The sequence below is a fragment of the Pseudarthrobacter cremeus genome, from assembly GCF_051857465.1.
In the GTDB taxonomy this organism is placed as follows: Bacteria; Actinomycetota; Actinomycetes; order Actinomycetales; family Micrococcaceae; genus Arthrobacter.
Genome location: NZ_JBPZHC010000015.1, coordinates 26888 through 40699, shown reverse-complemented (window position 1 = coordinate 40699; position 13812 = coordinate 26888). Strand labels below are relative to the sequence as shown.

Sequence of the window (13812 nt, the reverse complement as noted above, 5' to 3'; positions counted from 1 at the left end):
ATGTCCTCATCACTGGCCACCCAGCCGTCCAGACGGAGCTGGCTGAAGCCCGCCACCTGGCACCTGCGTACCCGCCTGGTCCTGCTCGCCATGGCTCTGCTGGTGGCCATCTGCGGGGCCGTCGGCCTGTTCAGTTACGCTTCCATGGATTCCTTCCTGACGCGGCAGCTCGATGAGCAGCTGAGCCAGGCCGCGAACCGTTCGAACGATCCCGGGCGGCCTCCCTCGGGCGGCGGATTCAACGGCAGGGACCCGCTGGACGCCCGCGGCCAGAGTGTGGGAACCCTCAACGCCCGCATCGTGAACGGACAGCTCAACAGCGGCGGCTACCTGGACCCGAACACCACACGCTCTGCGCTCAGCTCTGAGGACAAGCAGACCCTGCTCGCCCTGGCGCGGAACGGCAATCCGGTGGACCGCCCGCTCTCCAAGGGTGACTACCGGATCGTGGCCGTGGAAACCGGCTTCGGCGACGTCCTGGTGACGGGACTTCCGCTGGCAGCCAAGGAAAGCACGCTGGCGTCACTGGTGTGGACGTTCACGTTCGTTTCCCTGGGCGGCCTGGCGCTGATCGGGCTTGCCGGGACCGTGCTCATCCGGCGCACCATGAAACCGCTGGAGCAGCTTTCAGAAGTTGCCACCCGGGTATCGCAGCTCCCCCTGGATGCGGGCGAGGTGGCACTCGCGGTGCGCGTCCCGCCGTCGAACTCCAACCCCGGAACCGAAGTGGGCAGCGTGGGCCACGCCCTCAATCTGATGCTGGACAACGTGGCCAATGCGCTGGAGGCGAGGCAGAAAAGCGAAACCAAAGTTCGTCAGTTCGTCGCCGATGCCTCACATGAATTGCGGACTCCGCTGACAGCCATCCGAGGCTATACGGAACTGATGCGGATGACCGAGAATTTCACGCCGGACGGCCGGAAGTCCTTGGCGCGGGTGCAGAGCCAGTCGGAGCGCATGACCACCCTCGTGGAGGACCTGCTCCTGCTTGCCCGGCTCGACGAGGGCCAGCCGCTCAAACTCAGCGAGGTGGACCTCACCCAACTGGTGGTCGAGACAGTCAGCGACGAAAAAGTCATCGCCCCGGGCCACACCTGGCGCCTCGAACTGCCGGACGAGCCGGTCGCGGTGACCGGTGACGCATCGCAACTGCGCCAGGTCCTGGTGAACCTGCTCTCCAACGCACGCAAGCACACTCCGCCGGGAACCACCGTGGTGACCGGGGTCAGCAGGGCGGCTGATGGCAGCGCCGAGGTTACGGTAACGGACGACGGCGGCGGCATGCCGGCCGGATTCGTGGACAAGGCCTTTTCGCGGTTCGCCCGCGCAGACGCTTCCCGGGCGGGCACCGCCCACCCTTCCGGAGCCGCGGCCTCCGAGGGCACCAGCGGCCTGGGCCTGTCCATAGTGCAGTCCATCGTTGAGGCGCACGGCGGAACCGTCACGGCGACATCTGCCCCCGGCCATACGGCCTTTACGCTTCGCCTCCCTTCAGGTTCCCCAACCACGCAAGGTGACACACCGGCGTCGTGATCCCTGTTACCAAAATGTGACTTAAGGTTGTAACTCCTGTACCGTCGATTGGGTGCAGTTCCCTTTGGGCTGCATATCCGGATGACGCCAAGCTCTGCCGCTCCCCGGATTCCGCGTTCAGAGGCAGAGGCGGGGGACCCACGGTCCCGGGCCCAAGAGTGCCCTTGGGGTTAAGCCAGCACGTGAACTTTCCGTGTGGCCGGATGCCCTCATCCGAACCCGACAGCTAACTCCGCAGGTGTGAGAGGCGATCCATCATGTCTGAATACAGAGCACAAACGCGCCCGGAGAACGGGTCACAGAAACCGCACGGCCGCCGGAAAGCTTCCGAAGCGGAGTCAGCATCCCCGGTAGCGGCAACCTCCGGGTCCACATCCACCCCCACCGCATCCTTGGCCAAGCTTCCCTCCATTGGCAAGCGTGCAGCAGTATTCACGGCGGCGTGCGCGCTCCTCATCGGAGTCGGCGCTGCCGGCCAGGCGTCCGAGTCAACTTCACTGCTGGCCGCGGGCGATGCCCAGCCAACTGCTCAAACCTCCGCCGCGGCCGGATCCAGCCTCAGCTTCGGAACGGCCGAAGTCCAGGCGAAACCCGCTCCGGAAGCCGCTCCGGCAGGGATCAGCCTTGCCCCGCAGGCTGCCGAGCCGGCACCTGCCGCCGCCCCGGCCCCCGCTCCAGCGCCTGCGGCGGCGCCCGAGCCTGCCCCAGCACCGGCACCGGTAGTGGCGGTCAATGACCCGGCCGGCGCCCAGGCGTACGCCGCCGGGCAGCTGGCATCATACGGTTGGGCGGCTGACCAGATGCAATGCCTGAAGACGCTCTGGACGAAGGAATCCGACTGGACCACAACGGCCACCAATGCCAGCAGCGGCGCCTATGGCATCGTCCAGTCATTGCCTGCGGAGAAGATGGCCAGCGCCGGAGCGGACTACCTGACGAACTACCGCACTCAGATCAACTGGGGCCTGAACTACGTCAAGGAGCGCTACCAGTCCCCCTGCGGTGCCCTGAACTTCCACCTGTCGCACAACTGGTACTGAGCACAAGGCTCCATACCTGTCGGCTTTGAGCCGTCCGGGGCATACTGGGGCCATGAAATTCACCACCACGATTCTTGGCAGCGGCAATAAGACCGGTATTGAGGTCCCGGCGGAGGTCGTCGCCGGGCTGGGCGCAGGCAAGCGGCCGCCCGTCGTCGTGACCATCAACGGGAAGAGCTACCGCAGCAGCATCGCCGTGATGGGTGGCCAGAACCTGATCGGGGTCAGCGAGCACAACCGCGAATTCACGGGGGTCTCCGCCGGCGACACCGTGGAGGTGGACGTCGAGCTGGATACCCAACCGCGCATTGTCGAGGTTCCGGACGACCTCGCGGCGGCAATGGCGGCCGATCCTGATGCCCAGGCGTTCTACGCCACCCTCAGTTACAGCAGTCAGCGGCGCTACGTGGAGCCTCTCGCTGATGCCAAAACAGAGGAAACCCGGTCGCGGCGGATCGCCAAGGTAGTGGCCGATCTCAAAGCCGGAAAGAAATAGTCCTTCGTCCCTGCGCATCTGAGGTCACCGAGGCGGAAACCTCTGCGTAGTCCTGAATGTGCAGCACGCCCGGCGGCAGTGGGCCCGTCTTGGACCCCACCGCCACAGTGCGGATCCCGGCGGCCACGCCGGCGGCAATTCCAGCCGGAGCATCCTCAAAAACCACGGCGTCCCCGGGCTCCACGCCCAGCAGGCGGGCCGCCGTCAGGTAGCCTTCCGGGTGCGGCTTGCCCCGGGTCACAACCTCCGCCGTCACGGACGTGCCCGGCATCGCCAGGCCCGCCGCGTCCATCCGGATATCCGCCAGGACCCGGTCCGCGGAAGTCACCAACGCCACGGCATCGGCCGGAAGGCTTCCAAGCAGCCTGGCCGCGCCCGGGATGGCGATGATCCCGGCGGTCCGCACGCGTTCCATGGCGCCGAGTTCCCGGGTGAGCGCTACGACGTCGGAACCTGCTGGAGCGAACCGTTTGACGGTGTCGATGGCCTGCACGCCATGGGAGGTCCGCAGGATTTCTTCGATGTCCAGGCCATAGCGGTCCGCCAACTCCCCCCAGACCTCCTCGACAACGGCGGTCGAATCCACCAGGGTGCCGTCCATGTCAAACAGGGCGGCACGGCAGGTGAACGCGCGTGTGGAGGCAGGTGCGAAGGGATTCATGCACCCCATTTTGCCCTACCCGTTTTTGCATGCCTTGGCTTGACCTACGATTCCCGCCCGGGAATGTACTGCACGGCCCACTTGTTGCCGTCCGGATCAGCAAAATAGACGAAGTGTCCCCAGTCCTGGACGTCAATTTCACTGACGTCCACACCGTTGTTCTTCAGATGGTCGTGCGCGGCCTGGATGTCACTGACCACGAGCTGCAGGTTCGGCGCGGTGCCTGGCGGGGCGTCCGTGAGCCCCTCGCCGATGCTGATCGAGCAGGCCGAGCCCGGCGGGGTCAACTGGACAAAACGGATGCCGTCCATCGGCCGTTCGTCGAAATCCGCGTTGAACCCCACTTTGTTGACGTAGAAGTCCTTGGCGTGGTCGACGTCGGATACCGGCACAAAAACGAGTTCTAGTTTCCAGTCCATCCGCACAGGTTAGCTGCGAGGCAGCGCGTCCGGAAGGCCGTGGGCAAAAGGCGCCCGGGTGGATGCCAGTACCGGCCGGGTCGACGCAGTTCCGGCACCGCCGGAAGCTGTACCGCCAGTCAGCCTGCGATTCCGTACAGGCGGTCGCCGGCGTCGCCGAGTCCGGGGACAATATAGGACTTCTCGTTGAGTTTTTCGTCGATCGATGCCAGGACGATGGTGACGTTGGCGTCGGCGAGTTCTTCCTCCAGCTTGGCCAGTCCTTCCGGGGCTGCCAGGAGGCAAATGCAGGTGACGTCGGACGCGCCCCGTTTGAACAGGAACTTGATCGCTTCGCGCAAAGTGCCGCCGGTGGCCAGCATGGGGTCCAGCACGAAGATCTGCCGGTCAGTGAGGTCATCCGGGAGGCGCTCGGCGTAAGTGATGATGTCCAGGGTCTCCTCGTCCCGTGCCATGCCGAGGAAACCGACTTCAGCGGTGGGAACAAGCTTGGTCATGCCTTCGAGCATGCCCAGGCCGGCACGAAGGATGGGGACCACCAGAGGCGTGGGCTTGGTGAAGGCGGTTCCTACCGCGGTGCTGACGGGGGTCTCGATGGTGACCGGCTGTGTGCGGACCTCACGGGTAGCCTCGTAGGCCAGAAGGGTAACCAGCTCTTCCGTCAACTGCCGGAAGACCGGTGACGGGGTGTTCTTGTCCCGGAGGACGGTGAGCTTATGGGCGACCAGCGGGTGGTCCACAACGAGAGTGCGCATGGGTCAAAACTATCACCCGGGCGCAGGGCCCCCGCCCGAAGAGCCGGTGCCCGCACCGCGTTCTGCAGAGCCCCCGGCGGAGCCCTGCACACCCGCGCCGTCTTCCGTGTGGTCGTCGCGGAGGACCGGGTGTTCAAAGGTTGGGGACGGACCCGCGTGCTCACGTTTACGCAGCAGATGGAAGAGTCTGTGTGCGAGTATCACCATGGCCACCCAGGCAAGGCCAAGGAACCAGCCGGCCATCACATCGGTTAGCCAGTGATGACCCAGGAACACCCGGCTCAGGCCCATCGCGATGATGAAGACGGCGCCGGCGGTGATGGCGGTGATGCGCGTCCAGAGCACCTCGAACTGGAGGCAGATGATGTAGACCAGTACGCCGATCACCACTGTGGTGTTGAGGGTATGGCCGCTCGGGAACGACGGTGAGGTCTCATAGGGCGGGACGGCGTCGGCGTGGTCCGGGCGGGTCCGGCCTACGAGGCGTTTGCCGAAGGTGGTGGCCGTTGTTGAAACGGCCGCGGCGCCGCCCACCAGGATGATTGGCCGCCAGGTCCTGCTCAGGAAAGTGAGCCAGGCTGTGAGGATGGAGGCCAGGATGGGCATGCCGATGCCCCCGCCCAGATTCGTGAACCCGGTCACAGCCGAGTCCAGCACCGGGTTGCGGAGTTCTTCAGCAAGTTGAAGGGCCGGCTGGTCGAGATTCGCGAGCCCGGCATCATCCACCACGTTGTCGTACACCTCGGCACCCAGCAGTGCCATGGCAACAACCAGCACACCACCGACCAGAAGCGTGATCCACATTGCGGCATACGGCTTGAACCATTGTCCCAGGCGGTCCCTGAGGGTGTCCGTGTCCACGTTGCCTCCCGGCGCCCATGCTTTGCTGGCTGGATATCCTTCGAAACTATCATTGAGCCATGGTCCAGTCAGAAAAGGAACACGGCGAGTGGATGGACCTCGCCCTGGCCGAGGCCCGGCGCGCCCTCGACACGGAGGACGTGCCCATCGGGGCCGTGGTGATTGGTCCCGACGGCGGGGTGCTCGGTTCGGGACGGAACCAGCGGGAGGAGCTGGGAGACCCCACAGCCCACGCAGAGGTGGTTGCCATCCGCGGGGCCGCCGAAAGATTGCGTGAACTGGCCAGGATCAGCGGCGGCACCAGTGACGGCTGGCGGCTTGCGGACTGCACCCTGGTAGTCACGCTGGAGCCGTGCGCGATGTGTGCCGGAGCTGTTGTCCTTGCCAGGATTCCCCGGGTGGTCTTTGGTGCCTGGGATGAGAAAGCGGGCGCGGCGGGCTCCGTCTTTGACGTCCTCCGAGAGCGCCGCCTCAACCACTGGGTGGAGGTCTACGGCGGTGTGAGGGAAGAGGAATGCGGTGCCCTGCTGAGGGATTTCTTCGCTGCCCACCGCAGCCGGCTTTAGTTCGGGACCTTAACTCGCGGCGTCCAAAGCGTCGATCCGGTCCTGCCGCGAGCTGGGCGAGTCCAGGCTGAACGAGCGGAAATCACCGAGTCCATCCCGGATCCAGGCCTCGACCTCGGAGATGCGCTGGGTTACCGCCGCCGTAGCGCCGTCAAAGAGCCAGTGGGCGATCCTGGCGTTCGCGGGGTCGTACTGCCAAAGGCCGATGATCCGGCCACGGTCCAGGATGGGATGATCGGGAAGATCCGCCAGCAGGGCAAGGGCGGAACCCAGCACTTTCTTGTCCCTGTCCTGTTCGGCGAACATGTCCGCTGAATTCCGCCGAAGCAGGACGAGGGAGTCGGCGGCGGCGAGCAGCTGGATCTGCTCCCCGGCCGGTGCTTCAAAAGCGGCGAGGCGTACGACGTCGTCGGGCAGCATCCACAGCACCTCGCCGTTGGCTGCGGTCACCTCTACCGCGGCGACGGTGGCCAGCGCGGCCCTGGTGTGGGCCAACGTAAACCCGGTAAACCACTGGGACTGCTTGATTGTGGCTCCGCCTGTCCAGCCGAGGTAGCGCTCCACGAGCAGGCTGCGGGCGGCGGCGTCGTCCATGGCGGTGGTCGGCAGGTTCCAGAGGGCGTAGGCATAACGCTGCTGATCGAGGCGCCCGTTGATGGGTACCCGGCGGATGCGGCCGTCCGCCTGCAGGAGGCCCAGGGCCGTGGGAAGGGTGGTAGCGGCGCCTTTCTTCTTGCCTTCTTCGCCGAGGTTCCGGACCGAATTACCGAGCACGTCCTTGAGCTGCCTGGGGTCCAGCGCGCCGCCGGCCTCCGCTAGCGCATGGAGGATCTCCTCTTCGAGGAGCGTGATTTCGCCGCGCTCCACCCCCATCCGGGCGAGTACCCGGAAGGGCGCCACGGCGGCGTCCCTGCCAATCTGAAGGCCCCACGCGAAGTCCTGGTGGCCCAGAACGTACGTGCACCCGCGGGCTGTCGGCAATTCATGGATCTTCACTGACAGGACCTCGGCGTCCGCCTTTTCGCGGCTGGTCGCTGCCCTGGCAAAGAGGGTGAGGTACGGGTTCGCGCCACCGACGGAGCGGGCCCAGCCGGCTGAGGCAAAGACCTCCGCGGGCTCCGCGCCCAGCAGCGAACCGTCGAGGCCCTGCTTATGCCAGGCCCAGGCGCGGAGAATCTCCGGCGTCAGCCGTTCCGGCGGGAGCAGATCCGGCGGGAGCAGTTCCGGCGTTGGCAGTTCTGGCGTCGGCAGATCCGGCGTCGGCAGTTCTGGCAGAAGAGATTCAGACGTGGGCGGTTCAAACGTGAGCAGCGGGAACGGCGGCTGCGGGAGAGGGAGCGGCACCTGCGCTTGCGGGCTCAGGCCGGCATCGGGCCCGGCGTTCGTAGTCATGCCTCATTGTGCACCGGAGGATCCCCCCGCGGTAGGCGCCTCCTCTGCGGGTGTTGCCGTTGTCGTTGCTGACGGCCTGAGGATCTCCAGGACGTTCAGCGCGGTGACCTCCCAGCCCGGCAGCCTGTCACGGCCGGCGACGGCAGCCGAACGCCAGCCTGAACGGAGGGTGGCGTCCGACAGCCACTGCCGGATCACTGCGGCCAGCACATCCGGACGGTCTCTCTCAGGCCCGTCCAGCTCGACGGCGGCTCCAGGCAGGGCGCCTGCCGTATCTGGCCGGGCGCCTGCCGTATCTGGCTGGGCGCCTCCCGTACCTCGGTAGGCCACGGCCGAATCTGGCTGGCCTGCTGCAGAACCTGACACCGCATTCGCGTCGGCCCCCGGCGTTCCTTCGTCTCCGGCACGTGCGTTCACCGCGCCCGCAGTCTGTGTCCCATTGTCTCCGCCCGGGGCGTCAGACAAACTGCTGGCCAGGCCCAGTGCATCAACCGCCCCTGTCCCCTTCCGGACAATGACCGGGATTCCCCGGGCCAAGGACTCGGTGACCACCAGGCCGAACGATTCGGCCCGGGACACCAACAGGCTCAGGTCCGCCCGGTTCCACTCGTCCGCCAGCGCTTTCCCGGCGAGCTCTCCTGTCATCCGCACCCGGCCTTCCAATCCCTGGGCGGCGATGGCCGACCGCACAAGCGCAGCATAGGCGGGGTCGGCGTCGTCCGTTCCCACCAGCGACGCACTCCAGGGGAGATCCTTCAGCCTGGCCAGCGCCGCCACTATCAGGCACTGGTCCTTGTTGGGGAGGAGCGCAGCAACGGCGATGATGTGCGGCGGTTCCGAACCGGGCGCCAACGGTGCGGCATCCGTCCCCGGGAGGGCAACGCGGCCGGCGAGCCCGTAGTTGTCGGTGACGTGCGCTGCGGCTGACGAACTGGTACAGATCACGCCGGCAGCCGCCCGAAGTGCCCTCTTCTCGCCGTCGGGATGGCTTGGTGAGGGCATGTGCAGCAGGACCCAGGTGCGCTGCCCTGCGGCCGCAGCGTATTCAATCTCGGCGGGGGCGCCGCACGCGATCAGGCCATCCACCAAGGTGACCGTTCCTGAGGGGGCCTTTACCCTCGATGTCCACGCCCCCAGCAGGCCGCCCAGCCGGCGTCGGTCTTTGGCGCTTGCTTCGGGCCACGAGCCCTCAACCGGCACAACGTCCACTTCGACGCCCAGCGCCCTGAGGCCCTGGGCGAGCCGCGCGTTGAAGACGTTGCCGCCGGAGTTGTGGAGGATATTGCCGGGGACCAGGAACGTGACCTGCACGGCGGTCAGGCGCTGAGGTCCAGCGAATAGGTGGCCCAGGCGTCGGGGTTTTCCCTGAGGGTGACGTCAATACCCGTTAGTTGGCGGCCGTCGACGCTGTTTTGGAGCTTCGAGGAGACAGACCGGGCAATGTACTCAGCCAGCGCCTCTGTGGTGGTGAGTCTGCCGGCAAAGTCCGGGTGGTCGTCCAGATTGCGGTAGTTGAGCACTGCCAGCACGTCCTCAATGATGCCGCCGGCCGCACCGATGTCGAGCACGATTGCGTCCTGGTTCAATGCACGACGGCGGAACGTCACCTCCGCAACGAAGGTCGCGCCGTGCAGGGCCTGGGCAGGGCCGAACACGTCCCGTGGGAGGCTGTGGGCGATCATGAAGTGGCGGCGGACCGTAAGGCTGAACACTGGCTACCTCTTGTCTTCGGGGTCGGTGGTCTTGTTTGTGGGGCGGGTCGGCTTGTTTGGGGCCCCGGCGACAGTACTGTTTGCGTCGGGGTACTCGATCACGTGGCACAGGGCTTCGAGTGTTCCGTCCGCCAGCTTTTGGACCACTTCCGGCAGCTCTGTGAAGGGGGACGCTCCGGTGAGGAACGCGTCGAAGACCGGATCCTTGAGGAGCGACACAGCCAAATCCAGCCGGTTGGCGTTAGTGCGCCGGTGCCGCCGCGCCCTGGCCACTACCCCCACCTGGCTGGCCCGGATGGACAGCCGCCGCGCGTGGAAGTCCTCACCCAGCGGAAGTGTGACCTCGCGGTTGGCGTACCAGGACATCTCGATGACAACACCCTCGTCACCGGTCAGTTGCAGGCTGCGCTCCAGCCCTTCCTGGGAAGCGGAGCAATGGAAAACGATGTCGCAGTCGGGTTGGGCATCGTCCGGACTGGCGAAATCAATGCCAAGCATGTCCGCAAGGTGTTTGCGATCCGGATCAAGGTCCACCAATTGGAGCCGGCCCAACGGAAACGTCCGCAAGAGCGTAGCTACCATGCCGCCCACCAGACCAGCCCCCACCACGGCGATCCGGTCCCCCAACCGGGGGCCTGCTTCCCACAGCGCGTTGACGGCCGTTTCAACAGTCCCGGTGAGCACCGCGCGGCGGGCAGGAACGTCGTCGGGAACCCTGGTGAGTTCTTTCGTCGCGGTCACGTAGCGGTCCTGATGGGGGTTGAGGCAGAAGACCTTCTGGCCGATCCAGTCTTCAGGTCCTTGTTCAACGATGCCAACGGACAGGTACCCGAACTTCACGGGAGAAGGGAAGCTGCCCTCCTGGTGCGGAGCGCGCATCTCCTCAGCCACCCGCGGCGGAACCGAACCCTTGTGGACCACGATCTCGGTGCCCTTGCTGATGCCGGAGTAAAGCGTACGGATGAGTGCCTCACCCGGACCCGGGATGGGTAGGGATTCGGACCGGAGTTCGCCGTGTTCCGGCCCGGTGGTCCAGTATGCCGTTGCCCGAGCTGCTTTGCCTGAATTAGTCATCTTGCTGATGAATCTAGTCCCGGGATGGTCTCGGCGAAAGCCACCGGTCCCACACGGAGCGCCGGAACCCCGGACTTCCCTCACACGGATCTTCTTCACACGAACCTTCCTCACGCCGATCTTCTTTCCTCACGCGGACCTCCCTCACAGTCTTTGTGCGTCAAGACCCCACAGAGCACGCTTAGCTCGAGAGGTTGGGACCGAAACGCCGGACGCCATCACGGAATGGCGGCCCGACCCGCTACACGTCGTCAGACAGTGCCGTGATCCACAGGCAGGCCGCCACCGGGAATCGAGTCTTCGGGCCTGCCTTGACGAACGACGATTTCTACCTCTGGCGGGTGTTCTGACCAGTATTCGGGCAGCCGGGGTGGTTCCCAGTCGGGGTATTCACTGGCGTAATGTCTGCCTGTCGGTGAGGTCCAGCCCGGCGGATGGTCTTTGGTGGCCGGGCCGGGTTCCCAGCCGCCGGTATGCCGCAGTTTATGGTGTTTGGGGCAGGGCTGGGCCAGGTTGCTGATGCCGGTGGTGCCGCCGTGGGCCCAGGCGAGGAGGTGGTCCGCTTCGTTGTCCAGGGACTGGTTGTGGCAGCCGGGGAACGGGCACTTCCCGTCCCGCAGGCGCAGCCATTGGCGTTGGGCTTTGGTGACCGGGTAGCTGGTCCGGCCGATCTCCAGCGGTGCACCGTCCCTGGGGTCGATCAGGACGCGGTGGAAGGACGTGGCGCCGTCGGCGATGAGACGCCTGGCCATGGTGATGGGGATCGGACCGTACCCGTCCAGCATCGCCGGTTCATCGGTGGCGCCGAGCAGGGACATGATGGGCGCGGTGAGCAGGACCTGCGCCCGCGGCACGGGGACACGGCCGCCCAGGGCACCAAGCATGTCCGCCGTCAGGCCCGCGCCGGCGTCAGCGGGAACCATGGTGCCGCTGGCTTCCGCAGTGGGCGTGACACCGGTCCCGCCGAGGAGCAGGTTGGCGGCGGTGTCGGCCCGCATCTGGGTCATGGTGCGGTCCTCGTCCGGGCCCTGCAAGGCTCGGGCGGTGGCGGTGGTGCGGTTCCAGATCCCGGCGGCCTGGTCAGCGGGCAGGTACGCCGAAAGCCAGGCCATCCCGTCCCGGTCCGGCCGGTATTCCAGCCGCCGGTCGGCCACGGATCTGGCGTGGCGTTTTTCGATGCTGACCGGGTGGTGCCGTTCCCGCCAGATCCGGGCCTTGTGCCGGAACCTGGAGGGAACCAGTTCCCCGGCCGGGCAGCCCCGGTGGGGGTTCTCCACCCCGGGGTCCAGAAAGTGCGCCTCCAACGCCTTCGCGGCGCCGGGGTCCAGGCTGGTGGTCTCGTCCACCATCACCCGGGCATGCTGCCACGATATTGCCCCGGCCGTCAGTGCGGTGAGGGTCAACGGCAGGCCGGTGGTCAGCGCCTGGGACTCGGCCAGCAGGGTTGAGGCCGTCCGTTCGCCAACCGTCAGGGCACACGCGACCTCCGCGACCAATGCCATCTCCTGGGCGGTGGCCTCCTGCGGCGACTGAGCCGATGCGGCCAACGCCGAGGACACCTCGACTAATTCCGCGATAACGCGGACCTTCTCCGCCGCGGTCCGCGCCTCGCCCCGTGCAATCTCCGCCAGCCGGTCCAGGCAATAATCCTTCCGCCGGCGCAAAGGATCCGACGGGAAAAGCGCCTCGTCCTGAAACTCGTCGCCGCCCTCGAGACTCCCAAAACGTGGGGCCGGGGCAACGTCACCGCCAGCGGCTACGACGGGGACAGCGGCGGACGCCATGATGCGCTCCATCACCTCATCCGCCGTCGTGCTTTCCATACCCCCATCATCCTGCGCGGCACCGACAAAAACGGCGCGGACAAAGGCCTATGTGGATAACTCAGCGGCATCGCGACCCCGCACCAAAGGAACTCAGCTCTTGGCAATTCCCGATCCGGACCGAGCTGCTCCGGCAGGCCCACTAAATTCCTGTTCTAACCCCATCACCTGCCGTTTTGGGGATGCGCGGCATGCTCCGGTAACCTATTCAGGTTGGTGACGTGTCCGAGCGGCCGAAGGTGCAACACTCGAAATGTTGTTTGGTGTCAAAGCCAACGTGGGTTCAAATCCCACCGTCACCGCGAATGAGAAAGGCCCTGCTTCCCTTGTAAACAAAGGGAAGCAGGGCCTTTTGCTTTGCCCGAAATCAGGTGCTTGCCCACATTTTGCCCACACTCGCCAGAGATACGGCGTTATCCAGGGCATCTGAAACAGAGTCAAGATCCCCGTCAAACAGATCAGCGTAAACGTCCAGAGTCATAGCAGCCGAGCTGTGCCCCAGCATCTTTTGAACAGCTTTGACGTTGGCGCCGGCTGACACTGCAAAGCTCGCAGCGGAGTGCCTCAAGTCGTGTGGCGTGATTCGCGGAATGCCGGAACGCTTCACGGCCCCGCCGAACCAGCTCATATTGTCCTCATGCACGCGGGCAAGCCGCAGGTAGTGCCCATTCTCCCCAGGGAACACCAGATCGTCACGGCCCTTGCCCTCGCATTGCCGCGCCAACTGCTCCCCCAGGAACCGTGGGAAGGGTACCGTTCGCTTCTTATGATTCTTGGGAGTGCCCACCTCGATCACGGACCCAACCTGCACGGCATTCTCTTCAATGAGGAACCGACGCCGCAGCATATCCAAGTGCTTCACCCGCAGCCCCGTCGCCTCGCCCCAGCGCAGCCCGCAGTAGGCCAGCACGAGAACCAGCGTGGGGTATTTGCTTGCGACCGCCAGCTCGTGCACCTGGTCGTGACTGAGATAGACGTGAGGTTTCTTCACCTTCCGTGGCAGCGTCACACCCCGCGCCGGATTAGTCAGAATTCGCCGGTCGCTCACGGCGTCGTCAAGGATGGCAGCAAGCACGCCATAGGCCCGAATAACCAGGGTTGCACCCTTTGGCTTCCGCGGCGGCACTGCCTTAGGATCACCCATCGACATTTCAGACACCCATTGCTGAACAGCCGTCTTCTGAACATCAGCCACGGCAACATGACCCCACGCGGGCAGAACATGATTCCGCCACGCCGACTCAACGGGCCGGTACGAGGACGGCTTTAGGTGGGTCTGCCGACCCAGCCATACGGCGCCCAGAGGCCCCACCAGCGCCCGAGCGGCGGTAGCGTCCACGAACTCTCCACGGGCCTTAGAAACCTCAACAGAGGCTAGGAATAACTCAGCGTCACGCTTAGTCCGAAACCCCCGTTTATCCGTCTGCGCACGGTCAGGCTTCCGATACCGCACGCGGTAGCGCTTGCCGGCCGTCGTCTC

General features: G+C 65.7%; 14 protein-coding genes, 1 tRNA gene and 1 riboswitch. Of the genes, 5 read left to right on the top strand and 10 right to left on the bottom strand.

Translation table 11 applies throughout. The annotated features are described in order from the left end of the window. The 3 genes from ACS5PJ_RS20440 (at position 1) to ACS5PJ_RS20430 (ending at position 3069) form a co-directional block, all read left to right on the top strand. On the top strand, positions 1-1533 hold the full coding sequence (locus ACS5PJ_RS20440) for a HAMP domain-containing sensor histidine kinase (RefSeq protein ID WP_439436691.1): 1533 nt from the start codon (positions 1-3) through the stop codon (positions 1531-1533). A gap of 92 nt (positions 1534-1625) precedes the next feature. Then, positions 1626-1785, top strand: a riboswitch (cyclic di-AMP (ydaO/yuaA leader). Positions 1786-1790: 5 nt separating this feature from the next. Next, on the top strand, positions 1791-2573 hold the full coding sequence (locus ACS5PJ_RS20435; protein ID WP_439436690.1) for an aggregation-promoting factor C-terminal-like domain-containing protein: 783 nt from the start codon (positions 1791-1793) through the stop codon (positions 2571-2573). Between the two features lie 52 nt (positions 2574-2625). Further along, the gene (locus ACS5PJ_RS20430; protein ID WP_354147878.1) at positions 2626-3069 is read left to right on the top strand and encodes a YdeI/OmpD-associated family protein; all 444 of its coding nucleotides are present in this window, start codon (positions 2626-2628) and stop codon (positions 3067-3069) included. Here ACS5PJ_RS20430 and ACS5PJ_RS20425 read toward each other — a convergent pair. The 4 genes from ACS5PJ_RS20425 to ACS5PJ_RS20410 all read right to left on the bottom strand — a co-directional run bounded on the left by ACS5PJ_RS20425 (position 3050) and on the right by ACS5PJ_RS20410 (position 5708). After that, entirely contained in the window at positions 3050-3730 is a 681-nt protein-coding gene (locus ACS5PJ_RS20425) for an HAD-IA family hydrolase (RefSeq protein ID WP_439436689.1), read from the bottom strand. The two genes, ACS5PJ_RS20430 and ACS5PJ_RS20425, sit on opposite strands and share 20 nt — an antisense overlap. A 44-nt stretch (positions 3731-3774) precedes the next feature. After that, positions 3775-4149, bottom strand: coding sequence for a VOC family protein (locus tag ACS5PJ_RS20420; RefSeq protein ID WP_439436688.1), 375 nt, complete (start codon positions 4147-4149; stop codon positions 3775-3777). Positions 4150-4268: 119 nt separating this feature from the next. Next, entirely contained in the window at positions 4269-4904 is a 636-nt protein-coding gene (upp, locus tag ACS5PJ_RS20415; protein ID WP_354147881.1) for a uracil phosphoribosyltransferase, read from the bottom strand. Positions 4905-4916: 12 nt separating this feature from the next. Next, entirely contained in the window at positions 4917-5708 is a 792-nt protein-coding gene (locus ACS5PJ_RS20410) for a phosphatase PAP2 family protein (RefSeq protein ID WP_439436710.1), read from the bottom strand. A 116-nt stretch (positions 5709-5824) separates the two neighbouring features. On the opposite strand from ACS5PJ_RS20410, the gene tadA reads away from it, so the two are divergent. After that, positions 5825-6331 carry a tRNA adenosine(34) deaminase TadA gene (gene tadA / locus ACS5PJ_RS20405; RefSeq protein WP_439436687.1) on the top strand — a complete coding sequence of 169 codons (507 nt, stop codon included), beginning with the start codon at positions 5825-5827 and terminating at the stop codon, positions 6329-6331. Positions 6332-6340: 9 nt separating this feature from the next. Here tadA and ACS5PJ_RS20400 read toward each other — a convergent pair whose 3' ends face one another. The 5 genes from ACS5PJ_RS20400 to ACS5PJ_RS20380 all read right to left on the bottom strand — a co-directional run bounded on the left by ACS5PJ_RS20400 (position 6341) and on the right by ACS5PJ_RS20380 (position 12332). Further along, complete coding sequence (locus ACS5PJ_RS20400) at positions 6341-7723, bottom strand: DNA glycosylase AlkZ-like family protein (protein ID WP_439436686.1); 1383 nt, start codon at positions 7721-7723, stop codon at positions 6341-6343. Positions 7724-7726: 3 nt separating this feature from the next. Continuing rightward, positions 7727-9034, bottom strand: coding sequence for a glycosyltransferase family 4 protein (locus ACS5PJ_RS20395; RefSeq protein WP_439436685.1), 1308 nt, complete (start codon positions 9032-9034; stop codon positions 7727-7729). Positions 9035-9039: 5 nt separating this feature from the next. After that, positions 9040-9435, bottom strand: a complete 396-nt coding sequence (locus ACS5PJ_RS20390) for a 6-pyruvoyl trahydropterin synthase family protein (protein WP_439436684.1) — start codon at positions 9433-9435, stop codon at positions 9040-9042. A 3-nt stretch (positions 9436-9438) separates the two neighbouring features. Then, positions 9439-10509: a zinc-dependent alcohol dehydrogenase gene (locus ACS5PJ_RS20385; protein ID WP_439436683.1), complete on the bottom strand. Its 1071-nt coding sequence runs from the start codon at positions 10507-10509 to the stop codon at positions 9439-9441. A 251-nt stretch (positions 10510-10760) separates the two neighbouring features. Continuing rightward, a complete protein-coding gene (locus ACS5PJ_RS20380) occupies positions 10761-12332 on the bottom strand; it encodes an HNH endonuclease signature motif containing protein (RefSeq protein WP_439436682.1) in 1572 nt (523 codons plus the stop codon). A gap of 215 nt (positions 12333-12547) precedes the next feature. Here ACS5PJ_RS20380 and ACS5PJ_RS20375 point away from each other — a divergent pair. Beyond that, a tRNA-Ser gene (locus ACS5PJ_RS20375) sits at positions 12548-12634 on the top strand. A 65-nt stretch (positions 12635-12699) separates the two neighbouring features. Here the strand turns inward: ACS5PJ_RS20375 and ACS5PJ_RS20370 are convergent. Next, positions 12700-13644 (bottom strand): tyrosine-type recombinase/integrase, encoded by a 945-nt coding sequence (locus tag ACS5PJ_RS20370; RefSeq protein ID WP_439436709.1) that lies wholly within the window; start codon positions 13642-13644, stop codon positions 12700-12702. Positions 13645-13812 lie beyond the last annotated feature (168 nt).

Excerpts from the sequence above, each read along its gene's own strand:
- ACS5PJ_RS20385 (WP_439436683.1), bottom strand. The coding sequence starts at position 10,509 with ATGACTAATTCAGGCAAAGCAGCTCGGGCAACGGCATACTGGACCACC.
- ACS5PJ_RS20420 (WP_439436688.1), bottom strand. The coding sequence starts at position 4,149 with ATGGACTGGAAACTAGAACTCGTTTTTGTGCCGGTATCCGACGTCGAC.
- ACS5PJ_RS20430 (WP_354147878.1), top strand. The coding sequence starts at position 2,626 with ATGAAATTCACCACCACGATTCTTGGCAGCGGCAATAAGACCGGTATT.
- upp (WP_354147881.1), bottom strand. The coding sequence starts at position 4,904 with ATGCGCACTCTCGTTGTGGACCACCCGCTGGTCGCCCATAAGCTCACC.
- ACS5PJ_RS20410 (WP_439436710.1), bottom strand. The coding sequence starts at position 5,708 with ATGTGGATCACGCTTCTGGTCGGTGGTGTGCTGGTTGTTGCCATGGCA.
- ACS5PJ_RS20400 (WP_439436686.1), bottom strand. The coding sequence starts at position 7,723 with ATGACTACGAACGCCGGGCCCGATGCCGGCCTGAGCCCGCAAGCGCAG.
- ACS5PJ_RS20425 (WP_439436689.1), bottom strand. The coding sequence starts at position 3,730 with ATGAATCCCTTCGCACCTGCCTCCACACGCGCGTTCACCTGCCGTGCC.
- tadA (WP_439436687.1), top strand. The coding sequence starts at position 5,825 with ATGGTCCAGTCAGAAAAGGAACACGGCGAGTGGATGGACCTCGCCCTG.
- ACS5PJ_RS20380 (WP_439436682.1), bottom strand. The coding sequence starts at position 12,332 with ATGGAAAGCACGACGGCGGATGAGGTGATGGAGCGCATCATGGCGTCC.
- ACS5PJ_RS20440 (WP_439436691.1), top strand. The coding sequence starts at position 1 with ATGTCCTCATCACTGGCCACCCAGCCGTCCAGACGGAGCTGGCTGAAG.
- ACS5PJ_RS20435 (WP_439436690.1), top strand. The coding sequence starts at position 1,791 with ATGTCTGAATACAGAGCACAAACGCGCCCGGAGAACGGGTCACAGAAA.